Source organism: Acidovorax sp. SRI_002 (assembly GCF_057586455.1).
This window is the reverse complement of sequence record NZ_JBYCZW010000005.1, coordinates 460,712-482,842: the sequence shown is the minus strand read 5'-3', so window position 1 is coordinate 482,842 and position 22,131 is coordinate 460,712. Positions and strand designations below refer to the sequence as shown.

20 protein-coding genes are annotated in these 22,131 nt (G+C 64.8%); 11 read left to right on the top strand and 9 right to left on the bottom strand.

The window, feature by feature from the left end; all coding sequences use genetic code 11:
• The first annotated feature begins 95 nt into the window (after positions 1-95).
• The 7 genes from AC2YJX_RS16550 to AC2YJX_RS16520 all read left to right on the top strand — a co-directional run bounded on the left by AC2YJX_RS16550 (position 96) and on the right by AC2YJX_RS16520 (position 8,467).
• Positions 96-887, top strand: coding sequence for an enoyl-CoA hydratase (locus AC2YJX_RS16550; protein ID WP_487256675.1), 792 nt, complete (start codon positions 96-98; stop codon positions 885-887).
• Between the two features lie 5 nt (positions 888-892).
• Positions 893-2,227 (top strand): mechanosensitive ion channel family protein, encoded by a 1,335-nt coding sequence (locus tag AC2YJX_RS16545; protein WP_487256674.1) that lies wholly within the window; start codon positions 893-895, stop codon positions 2,225-2,227.
• A gap of 217 nt (positions 2,228-2,444) precedes the next feature.
• Complete coding sequence (locus AC2YJX_RS16540) at positions 2,445-3,194, top strand: electron transfer flavoprotein subunit beta/FixA family protein (RefSeq protein ID WP_487256673.1); 750 nt, start codon at positions 2,445-2,447, stop codon at positions 3,192-3,194.
• Complete coding sequence (locus AC2YJX_RS16535; RefSeq protein ID WP_121507083.1) at positions 3,195-4,127, top strand: electron transfer flavoprotein subunit alpha/FixB family protein; 933 nt, start codon at positions 3,195-3,197, stop codon at positions 4,125-4,127.
• Between the two features lie 76 nt (positions 4,128-4,203).
• Positions 4,204-5,994 carry an acyl-CoA dehydrogenase gene (locus tag AC2YJX_RS16530; RefSeq protein ID WP_487256672.1) on the top strand — a complete coding sequence of 597 codons (1,791 nt, stop codon included), beginning with the start codon at positions 4,204-4,206 and terminating at the stop codon, positions 5,992-5,994.
• 137 nt (positions 5,995-6,131) lie between these two features.
• Positions 6,132-7,085 carry an NAD(P)H-dependent flavin oxidoreductase gene (locus tag AC2YJX_RS16525; protein WP_055394253.1) on the top strand — a complete coding sequence of 318 codons (954 nt, stop codon included), beginning with the start codon at positions 6,132-6,134 and terminating at the stop codon, positions 7,083-7,085.
• Between the two features lie 248 nt (positions 7,086-7,333).
• Positions 7,334-8,467, top strand: coding sequence for an ABC transporter substrate-binding protein (locus AC2YJX_RS16520; protein ID WP_121419439.1), 1,134 nt, complete (start codon positions 7,334-7,336; stop codon positions 8,465-8,467).
• 9 nt (positions 8,468-8,476) lie between these two features.
• Here AC2YJX_RS16520 and AC2YJX_RS16515 read toward each other — a convergent pair whose 3' ends face one another.
• The 3 genes from AC2YJX_RS16515 to AC2YJX_RS16505 are packed head-to-tail and all read right to left on the bottom strand — an operon-like array spanning position 8,477 to position 11,460.
• Positions 8,477-9,487: a cytochrome d ubiquinol oxidase subunit II gene (locus tag AC2YJX_RS16515; protein WP_121419440.1), complete on the bottom strand. Its 1,011-nt coding sequence runs from the start codon at positions 9,485-9,487 to the stop codon at positions 8,477-8,479.
• A 10-nt stretch (positions 9,488-9,497) separates the two neighbouring features.
• A complete protein-coding gene (locus AC2YJX_RS16510; protein WP_487256671.1) occupies positions 9,498-10,865 on the bottom strand; it encodes a cytochrome ubiquinol oxidase subunit I in 1,368 nt (455 codons plus the stop codon).
• 4 nt (positions 10,866-10,869) lie between these two features.
• Positions 10,870-11,460: a GbsR/MarR family transcriptional regulator gene (locus AC2YJX_RS16505; RefSeq protein ID WP_121419442.1), complete on the bottom strand. Its 591-nt coding sequence runs from the start codon at positions 11,458-11,460 to the stop codon at positions 10,870-10,872.
• Positions 11,461-11,650: 190 nt separating this feature from the next.
• Between AC2YJX_RS16505 and AC2YJX_RS16500 the strand changes: the two genes are divergently transcribed.
• A complete protein-coding gene (locus AC2YJX_RS16500; RefSeq protein ID WP_121422631.1) occupies positions 11,651-12,769 on the top strand; it encodes an acyltransferase family protein in 1,119 nt (372 codons plus the stop codon).
• Positions 12,770-12,791: 22 nt separating this feature from the next.
• Here AC2YJX_RS16500 and AC2YJX_RS16495 read toward each other — a convergent pair whose 3' ends face one another.
• From AC2YJX_RS16495 to mdlC, 4 genes are all read right to left on the bottom strand, one after another.
• A complete protein-coding gene (locus AC2YJX_RS16495; RefSeq protein ID WP_055394290.1) occupies positions 12,792-13,181 on the bottom strand; it encodes a hypothetical protein in 390 nt (129 codons plus the stop codon).
• Positions 13,182-13,453: 272 nt separating this feature from the next.
• Entirely contained in the window at positions 13,454-13,867 is a 414-nt protein-coding gene (gene rnk / locus AC2YJX_RS16490; RefSeq protein ID WP_055394263.1) for a nucleoside diphosphate kinase regulator, read from the bottom strand.
• Positions 13,868-13,938: 71 nt separating this feature from the next.
• Positions 13,939-14,940: a Bug family tripartite tricarboxylate transporter substrate binding protein gene (locus AC2YJX_RS16485; RefSeq protein ID WP_487256670.1), complete on the bottom strand. Its 1,002-nt coding sequence runs from the start codon at positions 14,938-14,940 to the stop codon at positions 13,939-13,941.
• Between the two features lie 94 nt (positions 14,941-15,034).
• A complete protein-coding gene (gene mdlC, locus AC2YJX_RS16480) occupies positions 15,035-16,627 on the bottom strand; it encodes a benzoylformate decarboxylase (RefSeq protein WP_487256669.1) in 1,593 nt (530 codons plus the stop codon).
• Positions 16,628-16,693: 66 nt separating this feature from the next.
• Here mdlC and AC2YJX_RS16475 point away from each other — a divergent pair, with 66 nt between their 5' ends.
• Positions 16,694-17,593 carry a LysR family transcriptional regulator gene (locus AC2YJX_RS16475; RefSeq protein ID WP_487256668.1) on the top strand — a complete coding sequence of 300 codons (900 nt, stop codon included), beginning with the start codon at positions 16,694-16,696 and terminating at the stop codon, positions 17,591-17,593.
• 80 nt (positions 17,594-17,673) lie between these two features.
• Positions 17,674-18,840, top strand: a complete 1,167-nt coding sequence (locus tag AC2YJX_RS16470) for a PA0069 family radical SAM protein (protein ID WP_487256667.1) — start codon at positions 17,674-17,676, stop codon at positions 18,838-18,840.
• Positions 18,841-18,991: 151 nt separating this feature from the next.
• Here the strand turns inward: AC2YJX_RS16470 and AC2YJX_RS16465 are convergent, their stop codons facing one another.
• Positions 18,992-20,050, bottom strand: coding sequence for a sodium-dependent bicarbonate transport family permease (locus AC2YJX_RS16465; protein ID WP_487256666.1), 1,059 nt, complete (start codon positions 20,048-20,050; stop codon positions 18,992-18,994).
• Between the two features lie 86 nt (positions 20,051-20,136).
• On the opposite strand from AC2YJX_RS16465, the gene AC2YJX_RS16460 reads away from it, so the two are divergent.
• Complete coding sequence (locus tag AC2YJX_RS16460; protein ID WP_487256665.1) at positions 20,137-21,036, top strand: LysR family transcriptional regulator; 900 nt, start codon at positions 20,137-20,139, stop codon at positions 21,034-21,036.
• A 49-nt stretch (positions 21,037-21,085) separates the two neighbouring features.
• Here AC2YJX_RS16460 and AC2YJX_RS16455 read toward each other — a convergent pair whose 3' ends face one another.
• The gene (locus tag AC2YJX_RS16455) at positions 21,086-22,051 is read right to left on the bottom strand and encodes a LysR family transcriptional regulator (RefSeq protein ID WP_487256664.1); all 966 of its coding nucleotides are present in this window, start codon (positions 22,049-22,051) and stop codon (positions 21,086-21,088) included.
• Positions 22,052-22,131: the final 80 nt, after the last annotated feature.

Here is a 22,131-nt window from a genome sequence, read left to right as displayed (position 1 = left end):
ACGCCGCCAGCGCGGCGGGGCGGCCCTTGCGCGGCGGCCCCCGCCTGGGCAGTGCCAGTTTCAGTCGGCGTGCAGATGGCTGAGAGGAGCAAACTATGACGACAAAGAACTTCGATGATGTGCTGACGACCACCCGCGACGCCCGTGGCGTGGTCACCTTGACCCTGAACGACCCGGCCCGATTCAACGCGCTGGGTGCAGAGATGCTCTCTGCGCTGCAACAGGCGCTGGACGATGCGGGCCGCGACGAGTCCGTGCGGGTGGTGGTGCTGGCCGCAGCAGGCAAGGCCTTCTGTGCCGGGCACAACCTCAAGGACATGGCGGCGAACCCGGAGCTGGCGTACTACCAGAAGCTGTTTGCGCAATGCAGCCGCATGATGCTGACCATCCACAAGCTGCCAGTACCCGTGATCGCCAGGGTGCAGGGCATGGCGACGGCGGCGGGCTGCCAGCTGGTGGCGCAGTGCGACCTGGCGGTGGCGGCCGACAGCGCCAGCTTTGCCACCAGTGGCATCCACTACGGTCTGTTCTGCGCAACGCCGAGCGTGCCGCTCGTGCGCAATGTGCCCGCCAAGCGGGCTATGGAAATGTTGCTCACCGGCGATTTCATCGATGCGCCCACCGCGCTGGCGCAGGGTCTGGTGAACCGTGTGGTGCCCGCCGATGCGCTGGATGCCGAGGTCGAAAAGTTGGTGGAGTCCATCCTGCAAAAGCCCCGCGTGGCCGTAGCCATGGGTAAGGCGCTGGTGTACCAGCAGCGGGAGCTGGGCATCGATGCGGCCTACCAGCTGGCGGGCCAGACCATGGCCACCAACATGATGGACGACGCCGCGCAGGAAGGCGCGCGCGCCTTCGCCGAAAAGCGCCAGCCTACCTGGAAGCGCTGAGAGCCATGGCCACGACAGAAACCCCCATGCTGGAAGATGTGGGCCGTTGGGCCGAGGCGTTTCTTCGACCCACGGTGCTGGTGGAGTTTGCCGCCCTGGCCGCCTGCCTGGGCCTGGCCTGGTTGCTGGTGTCGCTGCTGCAGCGTGGGCTGCACCGGGGTGACCCGCGCTCCATCCTGTTCGGCACGCGGATTGTCGATGGCGCACTGTTTCCGCTGGCGCTGCTGAGCCTGGCTTATGTGGCGCGCACCGTGCTGCTGCAGTGGGTTCCGCTGGCCGTGTTCAAGGTCGCCGTGCCGGTGCTGGTGTCGCTGGTGGTCATCCGCATCGGGGTGAAGGTGCTGCAGGTGGCCTACCCGGATGCCGCCTGGGTGCGGCCGATTGAACGCTCCATCTCGTGGCTGGCCTGGCTGGGCATGGTGCTGTGGGTCACAGGGCTCTTGCCCTTGGTGCTCGAAGAGCTGGACCAGATCCACTGGAAGGTGGGAGGCGCCACGCTGTCGGTGCGCACCATGATTGAAGGGGCACTGACGGCTGCTGCCGTGCTGCTGATCGCGCTTTGGATATCTGCCGCCATCGAGTCGCGCCTGCTGCGCTCGGCCACCGGGGCCGAGCTGTCGCTGCGCAAGGCCGTGAGCAATGCCGTGCGGGCGCTGCTGATCTTCGTCGGGCTCATCATGGCCCTGTCGGCAGTGGGCATTGACCTGACCGCGTTGTCTGTGCTGGGCGGCGCTGTGGGGGTGGGGATTGGCTTTGGCCTGCAGAAGCTGGCGTCCAACTATGTGAGCGGTTTTGTGATCCTGGCCGAGCGCAGCATGCGCATTGGCGACAACGTGCGGGTGGACAACTTCGAGGGGCGCATCACCGATATCAATGCGCGCTACACGGTGGTGCGCTCGTCCACGGGCCGCGAGTCCATCGTGCCCAATGAGATGCTGATCATCCAGCGGGTGGAAAACCTGTCGCTGGCGGACCCCCGCGTCTGGTTGTCCACCGTGGTGAGCGTGGGCTATGACAGCGATGTGGACCTGGTGACGCGGCTGCTGGGCGAGGCCGCCTTTGCCAGCAGCCGTGTGCTGCGCGATCCAGCGCCCAGTGTGTCCTTGTCGGCGTTTGGTGCCGATGGGCTGGAGTTCACCGTGGGCTTCTGGATTGCCGACCCCGAGAACGGTTCGCTGGGCCTGCGCTCGGAGATCAACCGCGCCATCCTGAGTGCACTGCGCGCCCACAAGATCGAAATCCCTTATCCGCAGCGGGTCATGCATGTACAGGTCGAGGGAGCACTGCCCCCTGCTGTGTCGAATGCGGCGGTGGCCCGCGCACTGGCGGGTTCTGAGTAGCCTTGCCCGCTTGTCCGGCAGCTGCAGGTTGCCCAAGGCGACAGCAAACTCTAGACAGGTGCTGCGCGCACTCGCCTATAATCCACAAAAAGCACGATCGTTCTTTTTTCTAATCGTGTGATCTGTGTGCTGGGCCCGTAGCGCTTTCGTTGCAGTGCCGCATAGAATGTTCCAGTTTACGTAAACGTCAATTCAACCAACTCTAGGAGCCGCAGCAATGAAGGTCTTGGTCCCTGTCAAGCGCGTGGTGGACTACAACGTGAAGGTCCGCGTGAAGTCGGACAACACGGGTGTGGACATCGCCAACGTGAAGATGAGCATGAACCCCTTTGACGAAATCGCCGTCGAAGAGGCCGTGCGCCTGAAAGAAAAAGGCCTGGTGACCGAAGTCATCGCAGTCTCCTGCGGCGTGGCCCAGTGCCAGGAAACCCTGCGCACCGCCATGGCCATCGGTGCAGACCGCGCCATCCTGGTGGAAACCGACGTCGAGCTGCAGCCCCTGGCCGTGGCCAAGATCCTCAAGGCCCTGGTGGACAAAGAGCAGCCCGGTCTCATCATCCTGGGCAAACAAGCCATCGACGACGACGCCAACCAGACCGGCCAGATGCTCGCGGCCCTGGCCGACCTGCCCCAGGCCACGTTCGCCAACAAGGTCGAACTGTCGGCCGACAAGGTCAGCGTGACGCGTGAAGTGGACGGCGGCCTGGAAACCTTGGCCCTGACACTGCCAGCGGTCATCACCACCGACCTGCGCCTGAACGAGCCCCGCTACGTCACCTTGCCCAACATCATGAAGGCCAAGAAAAAGCAGCTCGATACCGTCAAGCCCGAAGACCTCGGCGTGGACGTGGCTCCGCGCCTGAAGACCCTGAAGGTGACCGAGCCCGCCAAGCGCGGTGCTGGCATCAAGGTGGCCGACGTAGCGGCACTCGTTGAAAAACTCAAGAACGAAGCGAAGGTGATCTAAATGTCGGTACTCGTTATTGCTGAACACAACAACGCGTCCATCAAGGGCGCCACGCTGAACACCGTGACGGCCGCTGTGGCCTGCGGTGGCGACGTGCACGTGCTGGTGGCCGGCCACAACGCCGGTGCAGCCGCCGCCGCAGCCGCCCAGATCGCCGGTGTCGCCAAGGTCATCCACGCCGACGCCCCTGGCCTCGAACACGGCCTGGCCGAGAACGTGGCCGCGCAAGTGCTCGCCATCGCAGGCAACTACAGCCACATCCTGTTCCCCGCCACCGCCAGCGGCCGCAACGTGGCCCCCCGCGTAGCCGCCAAGCTGGACGTGGCGCAGGTCAGCGACATCACCAAGGTGATTTCTGCCGACACCTTCGAGCGCCCCATCTACGCCGGCAACGCCATTGCTACCGTGCAAAGCGCCGACAGCGTAAAGGTCATCACCGTGCGCGCCACGGGCTTTGACGCCGCAGCCGCCACGGGCGGTTCCGCAGCCGTTGAAACCGCCGCAGCCACCGCAGACGCTGGCAAGAGCAGCTTCATGGGCAGCGAAATCGCCAAGAGCGACCGCCCCGAACTCACGGCCGCCAAGATCATCGTCTCCGGTGGCCGAGCCCTCGGCAGCAAGGAAAAGTTCGACGAAGTGATGACGCCGCTGGCCGACAAGCTGGGCGCCGCTTTGGGTGCCAGCCGGGCCGCAGTGGACGCAGGCTACGCCCCCAACGACTGGCAAGTGGGCCAGACCGGCAAGATCGTGGCGCCGCAGCTGTACATCGCAGCGGGTATCTCTGGCGCCATCCAGCATTTGGCGGGCATGAAGGACTCCAAGGTGATCGTGGCGATCAACAAGGACCCTGAGGCGCCGATCTTCAGCGTGGCCGACTATGGGCTGGAAGCGGATCTGTTCACGGCTGTGCCGGAGCTGGTGAAGGCCCTGTAAGAACGCCACTGTGCGCACAAAGGCATCGCTCGCGATGCCTTTTTTTTGACGAAATTTCGCTTTCCCGGAGACACCCATGAGCTACACCGCCCCCGTCAAGGACATGCTGTTCGCCATCGAGCACCTGGCCAACATTGAACAGATTGCGCAGATTCCCGGCTTTGAAGACGCCGGCCTGGACACGGCGGCTGCCGTGCTGGAAGAGTGCGCCAAGTTCAATGAAGGGGTGCTGTCGCCGCTCAACTGGGAAGGCGATAAGAATCCATCGAGCTTTCAATCCGGCGTGGTCACCACCACCCCCGGTTTCAAGGAAGCCTTCCGCCAGTATGGCGAAGGCGGCTGGCAAGGCCTGCAGCACCCCGCCGACTTTGGCGGCCAGGGCCTGCCCAAGACCATCGGCGCGGCCTGCATCGAGATGACCAACAGCGCCAACATGAGCTTTGCGCTGTGCCCGCTGCTGACCGATGGCGCCATTGAGGCGCTGCTCACCGCAGGCAGTGACGAGCTCAAGGCCACGTACCTTGAAAAGCTGGTGACCGGCGAATGGACCGGCACCATGAACCTGACCGAACCCCAGGCGGGCTCAGACCTGGCCCTGGTGCGTACGCGTGCAGAACCCCAGCCCGACGGCACCTACAAGATTTTCGGCACCAAGATCTTCATCACCTACGGTGAGCACGACATGGCCGAGAACATCATCCACCTGGTGCTGGCCCGCGTGCAGGGCGCGCCTGAGGGCGTCAAGGGCATCAGCCTCTTCGTCGTGCCCAAGTTCATGGTCAACAAGGATGGAAGCCTGGGCGCGCGGAATGACGCGCATTGCGTGAGCATCGAGCACAAGCTGGGCATCAAGGCCAGCCCCACGGCCGTGCTGCAGTTTGGCGACCATGGCGGCGCCGTGGGCTACCTCGTGGGCCAGGAAAACCGCGGCCTCGAATACATGTTCATCATGATGAACGCGGCCCGCTACGCCGTGGGCATGCAGGGCATTGCGATCTCCGAGCGCGCCTACCAGAAGGCCGTGCAGTACGCCAAAGACCGCGTGCAGAGCCGCCCCGTGGACGGCAGCATCAATGCCAGCGCCGCCATCATCCACCACCCCGACGTCAAGCGCATGCTCATGACGATGCGCGCCACCGTGGAAGGCTGCCGTGCCATGGCCACCGTGGCCGCAGCAGCGTTCGATGCAGCCCACCACCACCCCGATGCGGAAACGCGCAAGCAGAACCAGGCGTTCTATGAATTCATGGTGCCGCTGGTCAAGGGCTACAGCACCGAGACCAGCCTGGAAGTGACCAGCCTGGGCGTGCAGGTGCATGGCGGCATGGGCTTCATCGAAGAAACCGGCGCGGCCCAGTACTACCGCGACGCCAAGATCCTGACCATCTACGAAGGCACCACCGCCATCCAGGCCAACGACCTCGTGGGCCGCAAGACGGCGCGCGACGGCGGCCAAGTGGCCAAGGGCATCGCCGCACAGATCGAGAAGACCGAGGCCGATCTGTTGGCCAGCGGCACCCCCGCCGCGCTGGCAGTGGCCAAGCGCCTCACGGCGGCGCGCAAGGCGCTGCTCGATGTGATTGACTTTGTGGCCGGTGGCACCAAGGCCCAGCCCAACGCCGTGTTTGCGGGCAGCGTGCCTTACCTGATGCTGGCGGGCAATGTGGTGGCGGGCTGGCAGCTGGCGCGCAGCCTGCTGGTGGCACAGGACCTGTTGCAAAAGGGACAGGACGAAGCGTTCATGCGCGCAAAAATCACTACGGCCCAGTTCTACGCTGATCACATCCTGGTGAAGGCCCCGGGCCTGCGCGACAGCATTGTGGAAGGCGCGGCCAGCGTTACCGAGTTGGCGCTGGAAGCCTTTTGAAGGTTGAGCGTGTTGTGAGGAGACGGACTGCCCGCAGAGCGGGCAGCTCATTGATATAAAAATGATAGCTGCTAGCGCTTGATGAATAAGCGCTAGAGCCCTATTTCATCCAAAAACCTGTTCAGGAAGTTGTTGCCATGTCCAAACTGCCCGCCGCGCTGCAAAACCTCTCGCTGCCTGTCATCGGCTCGCCGCTGTTCATCATCAGCAACCCCAAGCTCGTCATTGAGCAGTGCAAGGCGGGTGTGGTGGGCTCCATGCCCGCGCTCAATGCCCGCCCCGCTGAGCTGCTCGACGAATGGCTGGCCGAGATCACCGAGACGCTGGCTGCCTACAACAAGGCCAACCCCGACAAGCCGGCCGCGCCTTTTGCCATCAACCAGATCGTGCACAAGAGCAACGACCGGCTGGAGCACGACATGCAGGTGTGCGCAAAGTACAAGGTGCCGATCATCATTACCAGCCTGGGCGCGCGCGAGGATGTGAACCAGGCCGTGCATGCCTGGGGTGGCATCGTGCTGCACGACATCATCAACAACAAGTTTGCCCACAAGGCGATTGAAAAGGGCGCCGATGGCCTGATCGCCGTGGCCGCCGGTGCGGGCGGCCATGCGGGTGTGAAGAGCCCGTTTGCGCTCATCCAGGAAATCCGCCAGTGGTTCGACGGCCCCGTAGCGCTGAGTGGTTCCATCGCCAGCGGCGACGCCGTGCTGGCCGCGCAGGCCATGGGTGCAGACTTTGGCTACATCGGCTCGGCCTTCATCGCCACACACGAAGCGCGTGCCAGCGATGCCTACAAGCAGGCCATCGTGGACGGCAACTCCGACGACATCGTCTACAGCAACCTGTTCACCGGCGTGCACGGCAACTACCTGGCTCCGTCGATTCGCGCTGCGGGCATGGACCCCGACAACCTGCCCGAGTCCGACCCCAGCAAGATGAACTTTGGCGGCGATGCCAAGAAGGCCTGGAAAGACATCTGGGGCTGCGGCCAGGGCATTGGTGCCATCAACGCCGTGACCAGCACCGCCGAGCTGGTGGGCAAGCTGCGCCGCGAGTACGAGGCTGCGCGCGCGCGCCTCAAGCTCTGATGCTGCGCTGAGCTTTTTGGACTCCACACCGCCGCCGCTGCCCAGGGCGTGGTGGCCTTGGGCAAGAGGGCTTCATTCGCCCGCAGTGCGCCTGGTGTGCACTGCGGGCGAAGCTGTTTCTGGCGCTCCCGAGGCAAGGGCAAACCCCCATAAGCCTGTTCTGGTGGCTGCGGATAATGATGATCAATAACCAAATCGCGTGTGCTTGGGTTGCTCGGTCAGCACATTCTTTGCAAGGTGGGTGCGTGATGTTTCGTTCTTTTCTGGTGCTGCTGGTTGCCTTGTGCACAGGTGGCCTGGGCCATGCCCGCAACGAGGGCGTGACCGCCGATGAAATCCGTCTCGGCGCATCGGCGGTGCTGTCGGGGCCGCTCGGGCCACAGACTGCGCAGTATGGCGAGGGCTCGCGGCTCATGTTCGACGCGGTGAATGCGCAGGGCGGCGTGCATGGCCGCATGATCCGATACACCACACTTGACGACGGCTTCGATCCCCAGAAAGCGGTGGAGAACACGCGCCAGCTGCTGGAGACCGACAAGGTCTTCATGATCTACAACAGCACCGGCACGGCGCAGACGGCCGCCATATTGCCCCTGATCAAGGAGCACCGCACCCTGCTGTTTGGCCCGGTCACGGGCGCTTCGGTGTTTCGGGAAACCCTCAACCCCTACGTCTTTCATGTGCGCGCAGGGTATGCGAGCGAGGCTGCAAAAATCGTCTCGCAGCTGCGCCAGCAGGGCATCAGCCGCGTGGCCGTGTTCTACCAGGACGACGGGCTGGGCAAAACCTTGCTGGCCGAACTCAAGAAAGCCTCCGATGAGGAAAAGCTGGCCTTCGTGGCGGAGATCAAGGTAGATCCCAAACAGCCGGACTTCGCTGCTGCGGCGCAGGCCACCGAAAAGGCACAGCCCCAGGCCGTGATCGTTGCAACCGCAGGAACCACGTTCACCAGCTACATCAAGGCCGTGCAATCGACAGCGGCGCGGCCCGCGTACTACGGGTTCTCTGTAGCCAGCATGGACGTGATCCACCGCGAACTTAAAGAAAAGGCGCGCGGCATCATCCTCGCGCAGATCATGCCGTCGCTGCGCAGCACCACGGTGCCCGTGGTGGCCGAATACCTGGCCCTGCTGCGCGCCAAGTCCCCCAGCGCCCAGCCTTCGGCTTCGCAGTTCGAGGGATTCGTGCATGCCCGGCTGCTGGTGGAGGGGTTGCGCCGCACGGGGCGCAACCTGACCACGGAGTCTTTCATCAAGACGATGGAGGATGCCGGTGAAATATCCTTTGGGCGCTTTAACGTCAAATACTCGCCCAAGAGCCACAACGGCTCGACTTATGTGGAACTGGCCATTGTGGACGCGGAAGGGAGTCTGCGGTATTGAGCGGAGGTTTCACAACCCGTATGTCAGCTCCCGCGCCTTGCCCCAGAACACCCGGTACATGAAGATGGTGTAGGCAATGATCGCTGGCAGCGTGATGGCCACGCCGATGCCGATCACCACCAGCGATTCCGTGGCGCTGGCGGCCTGCCACACTGTCAGGCGGTCGATCACGATGTAGGGATAGATGCTGTAGGCGAGTCCCAGGAAGGCCAGCACAAAGATCAGCACGGTGGCCCCGAACACGATCCAGCCGTAGCCGGCCTGCACCACGCGCGGCGTGGCCAGCACATGGCGGATGGCAAAGAAGGCTGCCACACAGGCCAGCGGGATGGGCAGCAGCGCAAACAGCTCGGGCAGTACAAACCACTTGGCAAACACCGTGGGGCTGACCAGCGGCGTGGCCAGCGAAATCCCCATGAGCGCAAACCCCATGGGCCACAGCGCACCCTGGCCCCAGCGGGCGGCCTTGCGCTGAAGCTCGCCATCGGTCTTCATGAGGAGCCAGCCCGCGCCCAGCATCGCGTAGGCCGCAGGCAGGGTGATGGCAATGCCTGCAGAAAACAGCAGGCCCCAGGTGTCGTTCTGAAAGCCGGTGATGTAGGCCCCCAGCATCCAGCCCTGGGCCAGGGTGGTCGCCAGAGAGCCTGCCGCAAACAGGCGGTTCCATGTGGTCTTGTGCGAGTCGCGGGCCTTCACGCGAAAGTCGAAAGCCACGCCGCGCAGTATCAGGCCCACCAGCATCACGGCTACCGGCAGGTACAGGGCCGACAGCACCACGCCGTGCGCGGTCGGAAAACAGATGAGCAGCACCCCCACGCCCAACACCAGCCAGGTCTCGTTGGCGTCCCAGAAAGGGCCGATGCTGGACACCATCACGTCCTTCTCCGCATCGGTGGCAAAGGGCAGGAGGATGCCCACGCCCAGGTCGTAGCCGTCGAGGATCACATAGGCCAGCAGGGCCAGGCCCATTACGGCCATGAAGATCAGGGGCAGGGCGGTGGCCCAGTTCATTGCGTCCATGGAGGCCTCCTTAAACGGCGCGAGGGGCTGGCGCGGGATGGGACGCCGCCGGTGTGGGCATGGCTGGGTGTTCGGCCATGTACTTGATCACGCCCACATAGGCCACCAGCAGCAGCCCATAGACGATGAGATAGGCAGCCAGCGTGCTGGCCACCATGGCGGGCGCGTGGGGGGCCACGGCGTCGGCGGTCTTGAAAAGGCCATAGACCAGGTAAGGCTGGCGACCGATTTCGGTCACGTACCACCCGGCCAGCGTGGCCACCCAGCCTGAGAACGCCATACCCACCAGCGTGTAGAGCAGTGGCCGGGGCAGGGTGGCCAGGTCTTGCTTGCGGCGGCGATACAGCACAAAAGCACCCACCCAGGCCACGGCCAGCATGAGCAGGCCCACACCCACCATCACGCGGAACCCCCAGAAAACGGGCGCCACGGGCGGATGGGCGCCTGGGAATTCGTTGAGCCCCTTCAGCTCGGCGTCGACGTCGTGCGCCAGGATCAGGCTGGCCGCCTTGGGGATCTGCAAGGCGTAGTCGGTGCGACCTTCCTTCTCGTTGGGCAGGCCAAACAGCGTAAGTGGCGCACCCTTCTCGGTGTGCCAGATGCCCTCGATGGCGGCGATCTTGGCGGGCTGGTGCTCCAGCGTGTTGAGACCATGCAGGTCGCCCATGAAGATCTGCAGCGGGATCACGACGGCCACGGCGGTGATGGCCGTGCGCAGGGCCTTGCGCGTGCCTTCGTTGGCCGTGCCCTTGATGAACTGCCAGGCACTCACCCCGGCGATCAAGAAGCCTGCCGTGAGGGCCGATGCCAGCAGCTTGTGGCCCAGTCGGTAGGGGAAGGACGGGTTGAACACAATCGCCAGCCAGTCCACCGCGTGGAACTTGCCATCGATGATCTCGTAGCCCACGGGCGTCTGCATCCACGAGTTCAAACTCAAGATCCAGAAAGCCGACAGCGTGGTGCCAAAAGCCACCATGAGCGTGGCGACAAGGTGCATGCGCTCGGACACGCGCCCCCGGCCAAACAGCATGATCCCCAGGAAGGTGGCCTCCAGAAAGAACGCCGTCAGCACCTCATAGCCCAGCAGCGGTCCGGCAATGTTGCCCACATGCTCCATGAAGCCCGGCCAGTTCGTGCCGAACTGAAAACTCATGGTGATGCCCGACACCACGCCCAGCGCAAAGGTCAGCGCAAACACCTTGGTCCAGAAGTAGTAGGCCTGCTCCCAGCCCAGCGCCGCCGGTGTGCCGCGCGTGGCCGTGTGCCGCAGGCGGAAGAACACCAGAAACCAGCACAGCGCAATCGTGATGGTGGGGAACAGGATGTGAAAGCTGATGTTGGCCGCGAACTGGATGCGCGAGAGCGTGAAGGCGTCCATGGCGTCAAACTCCTGAGGGATTGCTCTTTGGCGAGTGACTGCCCTTGCCGGTCAGCCGGTCCTTGAATTCGAGCACCCGGGTAACGGCGGTGCCCATGCCCATGAGCTGCATCGCTGTTTCAGGCGCCAGGCGCTGCACGTCGTCGAACCATGTCATGAGCCGGTCGATCAGTTCGTGCATCTCGCGCATGCGTTCCTGGGCGTGGCGCTCTTCATCGGAGGAGGGCTCTTCGAGTAGCGCCATGCGCAGCATCGACAAGGTGGGTTCGATCTCGCGGCGGCGGCGTTCCTCGGCCAGCACACGGAAGATCTCCCACACGTCCTTGGGTGCCTCGAAGTATTCGCGCCGGTCGCCCGGCTGGTGGCTCAGTTTCACCAGCCGCCAGGCCTGAAGCTCCTTGAGCCCCATGCTCACGTTGGAGCGCGAAAACTCCAGCGTTTCAGCAATCTCGTCGGCGTTGAGCGGGCGAGGAGACAGGAAGATGAGTGCATACATCTGGCCGACCGTGCGGTTGATGCCCCAGCGGCTGCCCATCTCGCCAAAGTGGGCCACGAACTGGCGGTTCAGAGGGGGTAAATGGTTGACGTAGGTCATATAGGCACGTATTGTGCGCTTGATTTTTGAAATTTCAGTAATTTCTGAAAATTCAGGAAATTGCACCTTCAGAAGGCGGGGTACTGCGGCAGGCTCTAGGGCTGCGCAAACTGCTGGATGCGGGGGACAATAGAGGTTTTTGTCTGCCGGTGCGGCCCCGCCTCGGCACATGCCATACCTCCCCGCTCCCATGTCTTCGTCTCCTTCCCGTATGCCCCTGATCGATATGGTCAAGGGCGTGGCGTGCATCACCATCGTCTGGCACCACCTGGCCTTTTATGGCCCGATGTCGGACATCGCCCAGCCTCTCGCCCCCGCCTTGATGGCCTGGCTGTATGACTATGGGCGCATGGCGGTGCAGGTGTTTCTGGTGCTGGGCGGCTACCTTGCCGCAGCCAGCCTGGCGCCCCAGGGCGTGGCGCGGTTTGACCATGCTGGCAATGCAGTGGCCAAGCGTTTTGTACGGCTGGTGGTTCCCTACGCGGTGGCGTTGTTGCTGACGGTGGTGGTGGCCGCCTTGGTGCGCCCCTGGATGGAGCACTCTTCTGTTCCGGGAGAACCCACCTTGGCGCAATTGCTGGCCAATGCCTTGTTGCTGCAGGACATCGTGGACGAAGATGCCCTGTCTGCCGGTGTCTGGTATGTGGCCATCGACTTCCAGCTTTTTGCATTGAGCGTGCTGCTCTGGGCGGGCGTCAGAGCCCTGCCGGGCGTGTGGGCCCAGCGGCACGGGGCTGTTTTGGCCCGGGTGCTCATCGTGGCAGGTGTGGCGGCGTCGCTGTGGGTTTTCAACCGCATGGCCGGGCTCGACATGTGGGCGATCTACTTCCTGGGTGCCTATGGCCTGGGCATGCTGGCGTACTGGGCTGTGCGCGCAGCCAGCCCGGTGGGGTGGCTGAGCGCCATGGTGCTGCTGGGCGGTGTGGCCCTGGCGCTGGACTTCCGGGGCCGCATCGTGGTGGCGCTCGTCACGGCGCTGTGCCTGGTGGTGGCGTTGCGGTCCGAACGTCTGCGTGCCTGGGGCGGTTTTGCGCCGCTGGTTCGCGTGGGGCAGATGTCTTACTCCATCTTCCTCGTGCACTTTGCCGTGTGCCTGCTGGTCAATGCCGTGGTCAGCCACTTGTGGCCTGCTTCGCCGGTGCCCAATGCACTGGGCATGCTGCTGGCGTTTGTCCTGTCCCTCGCCGCCGGGCGCCTGCTCTACCTGCGGGTGGAGCGGCATGTGCCCACCTGGTCCACCGCATTGCGCTGGCAGGCGGGGCTGGTGGGCACCGGTCTGCTGGTGGCTGTTACCAACAACGGGTTCTGAATGAGGGCTCGTGAAGAGCTCTTCAACGCTGTAGCTTGCGCTCGCGCCGCTTGCGCTGCCGGTCCAGAAACCAGGCCATGAAGGGCAGGATCAGCATCGAGCCCGGAATCACCCAGATGAACAGGTAGGGACTCACGGACGAGGCTGACCGCATCACATCCCGCAAATGGGCGCGCTCTGCGGCATCCCAGTTGCCCTGGCGGCGCTGCTGCACCAGCCACACCACCGAGCCCTTCATTGTTGCCATCTCGCGCTTGAGGCGGCTCTTTTCGCGGCTGTTTCCCGCCAGGAAGGAGCAGAACCATTCAGGAGCCCGCTCCATTCGCCGCTGGAATGCGACCGTCGAGTCCGGGTCGAACTGGTCAATCGATGGAGGGATGTCTGGCGTGTGTGGTGCGGGCGGTGTGGTCATGGCGGCTGCCATTGTCGCGGCTCATGGCGCTTTGCACCACCCCAATCCGTGGCACTCACTTGCACCCTCCAGGCAGGGCTCGCCGGGAATAGAAGGCGCGCAGTGCTCCAGCGGGCTCCAGCTACCCAATAGCCTCAGAAACCGGCGTGCTCAAAGGCCAGGGCAGCCAAGCAGGGGCCGCCCCGCAGCGAGGGCGGCGTCCCCCCGCCCGCAGTGCGCAGCGCTGTGAGAGCGAGGGGAAGGCGCGCAGCGCCTCAGGGGGTGTCCCGAATTCAACGATGCAGTTCGCCGGCACTTTCAGGCTGGTACAGGATGTCTTTCACGCGCACCGTCATCGACTTGCCGCCCGGTCCGGGCCAGGCCAGTTCATCGCCCACCGCCAGGCCCAGCAGGGCGCTGCCCACGGGCGCGAAGATCGAGATGCGGTCCGCAGTGCCATCCGCGTCGCGCGGGTAGACCAGGGTCAGGCAGAACTCCTTGCCCGTCTCCAGGATGGAGAACTGCACGGTGGAATTCATGGTCACCACGTTGGGCGGGATGTCCTCGGGCGGCACCACATCGGCCCGGTCCAGCTCTGCTTGCAGGTCCGCCTTGCCCGGGAAGACACTGGCCGGGATGGCGGCCAGCAGGGCTTCGATGCGGTCAACGTCGAGCGACGACAGGATGATCTGGGGCTTGCGCGCCATGGCAGTACCTCTAAGGTGGTGACAAAGCGCGGGACTGTAGACCATCGCGAATCTCGCACTGCCACGCGCGGTCAATCTCCCTGGATGTTGCGCGCCTTGATCAGTGCGCCAAACCGTGCGCTGTCGATGGAAGCCCGTGCGTTGAAGTCGGTGGGCGACATGGGGGCAGGCACCCCGCCCAGCGCCGTGATGCGGTCCTTGACGGCCTGCGTGCCCAGCACCTTGTTGATCTCGCGGTTCAGGCGCGTGACCACGTCGGGCGGTGTGCCCGCCGGTGCATAAAAACCAAACCAGGTGTCTGCGTCAAAGCCCTTCAGGCCCACTTCGTCCAGTGTGGGAACGTCCGGGAAGAGGGGTGAGCGCTTGGCGCTGCCCACGGCCAGCAGCCGGAGCTTGCCCGCTTTCACATGCGAGAGGCCGATACCCGGGTCGAACATGAAGTCCAGCTGCCCACCCAGCAGGTCCTGCATGGCCGGTGCCGCGCCCCGGTAGGGCACATGCACCGCAAATACATTGGCCTGGGTCTTGAGCATCTCGGCCGCCAGGTGGGGCGAGCTGCCGTTGCCCGGCGTGCCAAAGCTCAGCTTGCCGGGGTTGGCCTTCAGGTGCGCGAGGAACTCCTGGATGGTGTTGACCGGCAGTGTGGGGCGCACCTCCAGGAAGACCAGCACCCGTGCAGCAGCAGCCACGGGTGTCAGGTCCTTGACGGGGTCGAAAGGCATCTTGGGATACAGGTGCGGGTTGACTGACACCATGCCGCCCGAACTCATGAGCAGGGTATAGCCATCGGCCGGGGATTTGGCCACAGCCTCCCCGCCGATGTTGCCGCCCGCACCGCCCCGGTTCTCCACCACCACCGACTGTCCCAGCGCGGCCTGCAGGGGCTGGGTGACGGCGCGCGCAATCTGGTCGGCGGCGCCCCCGGCGGGGAAGTTGACGATGACTTTGATCGGCTTGCTGGGCCAGGTGTCTGCCATGGCGGCGGTGCTGAGCAGCACGCTGGCAGCGGCGCATGCCAGCGTGCGCAGCAGGTGGCGGGGGGTTGGGGAGGGCGGGTTGTGAACGATGTGCATGGTTGTCTCCAGTCAGGGTGAGCGCCCGGGTGCGCCGGGTCTGGTGTGTTGTGGTGATGGGGTGAGCCGGGAAGAACGGGTTGTGCAGGGCCTGTCAGGCCACGTCCACCTCAACCAGGATGCCGCGCGGGCTGGCCAGTGCATCGCGCAGCGCCTGGTGCAGCAAGGCGGGGTCGCTCACACGCACGGCCTCGCAGCCCTGGCCACGGGCGAGCGCGAGGAAGTCGAGATCTGGCAGGTCGGTGCCTTCGAGCTTGTCGCCTGCGTGGAAGCCGAAGGTGGGGGCAAACTCCTGCAGCGCCGCGTAGCGGCGGTTCTTGAGGATGATGAAGGTGATGGGCAGCTTCAGCTGCGCCGCGCTCCACAGGGCCTGGATGGAATACATCGCCGAGCCGTCACCCAGCAGCCCGATCACCTTCTTGTCGGGTTTGGCCAGCGCCACGCCCACGGCGGCAGGCATGCCATAGCCCAGGCCGCCGCTGCACATGGTGTAGAAGGTTTCGCTTTGCACAATGGGCAGGTAGGCGTGCATGGCTGCGCGCGAGCTGGGCGCTTCTTCCACCACGATGGAGGCCGCGTCGCGCACCTCGGCCAGGGTCTGCATCACATAGGGCACGCTCATCAGCGGCCCCGTGGGCTCCACACGCGGGCGTGCGGGGCGCGGTTGTGGCAAGGCGCGTGGCGGTGGTGCGGGGCGCGCCAGCAGGTCGAGCACCCCGAGCCGGATGCCGCCAACGGCCGAGGTGCCTTCAGGCGTCCAGGCGGCGGTGCCGGGGTCTTCAATCAGCTGCACCAGTTGCGCGCCCGGCGGCACATGCGGGCCAAAGCCTTCCACGTGGTAGGTGAAGGCGGCGGCGCCCAGCGCAAACACCAGGTCGTGGCCGGCGAGCAGCGCGACGATTTTCTCGCGCATGGCGGGCAGCACCCCGGCGAACAGGCGGTGGTCCTGCGGAAAGCCGCAGCGGCCCGCCATGGGGGCAATCCACACGGCAGCGTTGTGCCGCTCGGCCAGCGCCACCACCTCGTCCCAGGCACGGTCGCGGTCCACGGCGGCACCCACCACGAAGACGGGGCGCCGCGCGGCATCCAGCGCATCGCCGATGGCCTGCAGCACCCGGGGCTCGGGGCGCGACTCGGTGCTCACGGTGCGCGCCTTCAGCGGCTCGCAAGGCTTGTCCCAATCGTCTGCGGGTATGGACACCAGCACCGGCCCACGCGGCTGCTGCATGGCGATGTAGTAGGCGCGGGCGATGGCCAGGGGTACGTCTTCGGCGCGCGCGGGCTCCACGCTCCACTTCACGTAGGGCTTGGGCAGCTCGGTGGCCTGGCCCGAGAACAGGAAGGGGTCGAACGGCAGGATGGAGCGCGCCTGCTGCCCGGCCGTGATGACCATGGGCGTGCGGTTCTTGTGTGCCGTGAAGATATTGCCCATGGCGTGCCCCACGCCGGCCGCCGAGTGCAGGTTCACAAAGGCGGCGTTGTGGGTGGCCTGCGCATAGCCGTCGGCCATGCCCACCACCACCGATTCCTGCAGGCCCAGGATGTAACGGAAGTCGCTGGGAAAGTCGAGGAACAGTGGCAGCTCGGTGGAGCCCGGGTTGCCAAAGATGGTATCGATGTGAAAGCCGCGCAGCAGGTCGAGCACGGCCTCGCGCACGGTGGGGAGATGGGGTTGTTCTGAAGGCATCCCCGCATCTTCGGACGGCTTTCTCTATCCATCAATACAATGAAGTGACTAAGCGGTATTCACTCAATGCATATCAAGGACATCGACCTCAACCTGCTGCGCCTGTTCGATGCCGTCTACCGCACACGCAATGTGAGCCGGGCCGCAGAGCTGCTGGACCTGACACAGCCGGCAGCCAGCCAGGCGCTGACGCGGCTGCGCCTGCTCATCAAAGACCCGCTGTTTGTGCGCGCAGGCGGCGGCGTGCAGCCCACCCCCAAGGCCGACCGGCTGGCCGACGCCGTGCGCAGCGCGCTGGGTTTGCTGGAAGAGGCCCTCAACGAGTCGGCCCTGTTTGACCCTTTGCAGTCGCACAAGGTGTTCCGCATTCACATGAGCGATATTGGCGAAGGCCGTTTTCTGCCCGACCTGATGGTGGCACTGCAGCATCAGGCGCCCGGAGTGCGTCTGGAGACCCTGCCCGTGCCACGCCACGAGATCCCCCAGCGGCTGGACAGTGGTGCCATCGACTTCGCCTTTGGCTTTTTGCCCACGGTGAAGGATACGCAGCGTGTGCAGCTCCTCCAGGACCGCTACATGGTGCTGCTGCGCGCAGGCCACCCCTTCGCCGCCACCAGGCGCAGCGGCCCTGTCCTGCTCAGCGCCCTGCACCAGCTGGAATTTGTGGCCGTGCGCACCCACTCCGACACCCTGCGCATTCTGGAGATGCAACAGTTGCAGGACCGCATCCGCCTGACCACCGAGCACTTCATGGTGCTGCCCGCCATCGTGCGGGCCACGGACCTGGCCGTGGTCATGCCCCGCAACATCGCACGCACTTTTGCGGCCGACGGTGGCTACACCCTGATCGAGCCCGCACTGCCGCTGCGTGACTTCACGGTGTCGCTGCACTGGAGCCGCCGCTTTGAAAGCGACCCCGGCAACCAGTGGATGCGGGGGCTGATCGAGCAGCTGTTCAAGGAGTAAACCGTGCCAAGGCCGCGCGCATGCTTGCGGGGGCGGAGGGGCAAGCACGCAGCACCAAATGGCTGTATATTTATACAGTTATGTCTCGCACCTTCACGGACAAGTCCGACATCCCCGCGCCGCCCGAAGAGGTCCGCATCCCGCTGCAGGCCATCCGTGGCCGGGGCGCGGCCACGGCCCTGGCTCACCGGTTTGCGCGCGATGTGCGCGAGGCGGCCGACGACGGCTGGGGCCAACTGCCGGGGGGTAACGATGCGGGCGACGATGCATCCGCCGCCCCCGCCGCTACCCGCGTGCATCTCGAAGCCGCGCGCAGCGCCATCTGCGCCAACGACTCGCCAGACATCTTCTTTGAACTCTCGGTGAACCCCTACCGGGGCTGCGAACACGGATGCATTTACTGCTACGCGCGGCCTACCCACAGCTACCTTAACTTCTCACCGGGGCTCGACTTTGAAACGCAGATCGTGGCCAAACACAACATTGCCGAAGTGCTGCGTAGCGAGCTGTGCGCGCCGCGCTACGTGCCCCGTTTGATCAATATCGGCTCGGCCACCGACTGCTATCAACCTGTGGAGCGCGAACTGAAGCTCACCCGCAGCCTCATCGAAGTGATGCGCGACGCGCGCCACCCGTTTTCGCTCATCACCAAATCCAGCGGTGTGGAGCGTGACCTGGATTTGCTGGCTCCGCTCGCAGCGCAACGCCTAGCGGCGGTGTACGTCACCATCACCACGCTCGATGCCACGCTGGCCCGCCGCATGGAGCCCCGCGCCGCAGCGCCCCACCGGCGCCTGCGCACCATCCGCGCGCTTGCCGAGGCTGGTGTGCCCGTGGGCGTGAGCGTGGCGCCACAGATCCCCTTCATCACCGAAGACATGGAACAGGTGCTGGAGGCTGCGCGCGACGCGGGCGCGCGCAGCGCCTTCTACACCGTGCTGCGCCTGCCGTGGGAGCTGGATACGCTCTTCCGCGAATGGCTGCAGGTGCACTACCCCCAGCGCGCCGCGCGCGTGATGGCCCGTGTGCAAGACCTGCACCACCTCAGCGACGCCGAGCGCCGCGCGGGCAAAACCTACAACAGCGACTTCGCCACCCGCATGAAAGGCACCGGCCTGTGGTCCGACCTGGTGCGCCAGCGTTTTGCCACCACCTGCCGCAGGCTGGGCCTGAACCGCGAACGCGTGGAGCTGGACGTGGGCCAGTTCCGCCCCGGGCTGCTGCAGGGGCAAAGCAGCCTGTTCTGACACGGCTGTGTGGCGCATTGGGTTGAAGATTTGAATAAAATGGCCGTTTACGCCCGTCCAGTATGCCTCAATAGCTATTTAAATGATAGCAAGTGAATCGGGCTCTACAGGCGCACGCCAGGGGCCACGTGTGGGCTGTATGCATTGCCCCTCACACGGCCCACAGGCTTTGCACCACCTGCGTGTACAGCGGAATGCCCAGCACGATGTTGAGCGGAAACGTCAGCCCCAGCGACAGGCTCACATACAGCGACGGGTCGGCCTCGGGGATGGCATAGCGCACCACCGCAGGCACGGCGATGTAGGACGCACTGGCCGCCAGCACCATCAGCAGCACCGCATCGCCTGCAGGCACCGCCACCAGCCAGGCCAGGCCCAGCGCCAGCGTGGCGTGGGTGATGGGGCCCAGCACCGCATAGGCCAGCAGCCAGGGCGACTGCTGGCGCACCGCAGGCAGGTTGCGTGCGGTCGATAGGCCCATGTCCAGCAAGAACAGGCACAGCATGCCCTTGAACAGATCACCCGAAAACGGCTGCATGGCCGCCTTGCCCGCATCTCCCGTCAGCAGACCAATCAGCATCGCGCCCAGCAGCAGCAACTGCGTGCCATCGGTGAACGACTCGTGCAGGATCTTGCCCACCGACAGGTGGGGGCCGCCCTTCCCACTGACGCTGCCCGGGCCATGACCGCCCAGCGTGGCGGCGCCCCCGCCTGTCATCGCCACCACGGGCGGGGCGGCGGTGGCCATGGCCACCGCCTGTTGTTTTTGCCGCAGCGCATTCGCCAGCAGCACTGCGAGGATGATGGCGGGCGACTCCATCAGCGCCATCGCCGCCGCCATGTGGCCGCCGTAGGCGATGTGCTGCGACTCCAGGTACTGCGTGGCCGTCACAAACGTCACCGCGCTCACCGATCCATAGGTGGCTGCCACCGCCGCCGCATTGAAGCCCGACAGCACCCGCCGCAAGAGCGCATAGCCCACCAGCGGCACCACGATGGCCAGCAGCACTGCCAGCCCCAGGCTGGTGGCCACGTTGGACGTAAAGCCCGACGCCGCCAGCGCAAACCCGCCCTTGAGGCCCAGCGCCATCAGCAGGTAGATCGACAAGAACTTCGAGATCGCCGCAGGCATCTCCAGGTTGGACCGCACCAGGCCCGCAAACACACCCAGGGCAAAAAATAGGATCGCAGGGTCCAGCAAGCTTTGCATCATTCAACTCCTTGGGCGCCAATGCTATGCAGTGCAGGGTGCAAAGTAAAATCGATTCGAATGCGCTTATCTATAGATAAAAATCTATGAACATCACCTTTCGCCAGCTGCGCCTTTTTCTGGCGCTGGCCGAAACCGGCAGCGTCAGCGCCGCCGCCCGGGTCATGCACGTCACCCAGCCCACCGCCTCCATGCAGCTGCGCGAGGTGTCTCAGGCCGTGGGCCTGCCGCTGTACGAAGTCATCTCGCGCCGCGTGCACCTCACCGAAGCGGGGCATGCCCTGGCCCGCACCGCGCGCGCCATTGCGGGCGAGTGGGATGCGTTTGAGCAGCGGGTGTCTGGCGCCAAGGGCCTCACCAGCGGACGCCTCAAGGTCGCCGTGGTCAGCACCGCCAAATACTTTGTGCCGCGTCTGCTGGGCAGCTTCTGCAAGCTGCACCCGCAGATCGACATCTCGCTGGAGGTGCTCAACCGCGACCATGTCATCAACCGGCTGCGCAGCAACCTGGACGACCTCTACGTCATGTCCATGCCTCCGGCCGATTTGCCGCTGGAAGACCACATCCTCATGCCCAATCCGCTCGTCGTCATCGCCGCCGCGGGCCACCCACTCGCTGCGAAAAAGCGCGTCAAGTTCACGCAATTGCAGGCCGAGCGCTTCATCCTGCGCGAAAAAGGCTCCGGTACCCGTATGGCCACCGACACGCACCTGCGTCAGCTGGGCTTTGTTCCCAGCGCCGTACTGGAGCTTGGTAGCAATGAGGCCATCAAGGAATCGGTGGAAGGCCAGCTGGGCGTCTCCATCGTTTCCCGCCACAGCCTCGGCCCCCACCAAGAGGGCCTGGCCGTGCTCAACGTGCAGGGCTTCCCCATCCAGTCGCAATGGCACCTGGTCTGGCCCAAGGGCAAGCAGCTGTCACCGATTGCGGAGGTGTTCCGGGGACATCTGATGGGCGAGGTGAAGGGGTGGATGGAAGGACGGTGAGGGCGACGCTTCTGGCTTGAATGGCTGATATCGGCCACCCAAGACCCCATTACCGACGTGGAGTCCTCTGCACAGCCGCATTCACTGATGGGCGTTGCAAGCCAGGCCTGGGTTCTGGCAGATCACGGTCCAGCAGGCAGTCGATGAAAGCCGTCAATGCCGGTGATGGATGGCGCCGGTTGGAGTAGTACAGGAACAGGCCGGGCTTTGCCACCGACCAGTCGGCAAGCACCTGCACCAGCCGCCCCTGGTCAATGTGGTTGTCCACCCGCTCACGGTCAAACGCATAGGCAATGCCCAGGCCCTGCACGGCCGCAGCCACGCCCATGTCCGAGTGGTTGGTCACCAGCGGTCCTTCTGCCGCAATCTCCACCCGTTTTCCTTTTTTCTCGAACTCCCAGCGGTAGGTCCGGCCATCCATCTGAAGCCGCCAGTTGATGCACGCGTGGCCGTGCAGGTCGGCCGGCGCCTTTGGCGTGCCGCGCTGCGCCAGGTAGTCGGGCGAGGCCACGGCAATCATCTTCACGTCCGGTGTCAGGCGCACGGCGATCATGTCTTTTTCCAGCCGCCCGCCCACGCGGATGCCCGCATCAAAGCGGCCCGCAACGATGTCGCTCAGCCCGTCGTCCACCACGATGTCCAGCACCACATCCGGGTGGGCCTGGTGGAACCGCCCAAGCCGTGGCGCGATGACCTGTGTGGCGGCCATGCCCAGCGTGTTGATGCGCAGCGTGCCCCCCATCTGGCCGGCCGCCGCACTGGCTTCGGCCACTGCGTCGGCCATGTCCCGAAATAGAGGGGCCATGCGCGCATACAGCTGCGCCCCGGTGGCTGTGGGCGCCACGCTGCGCGTGGTGCGGTTCAGCAATCGCGCGCCCAAGCGGGCTTCCAGCTGGCGAATCGTCTGGCTCAGCGCCGACGGCGACAGCCCCAGGTGATCCGCCGCGCGCGCAAAGCTCGCGCGCTCGACCACGGCGGCAAAGGCCTTCAGTTCTGCAAAATCCGATCCACGCATTCTGTGTTTTTTTCTACATAGCCTATTCAAATTCTAGGCCATTCACTAATTGGTGCTACAGGCGCATGCTGACGACTCCA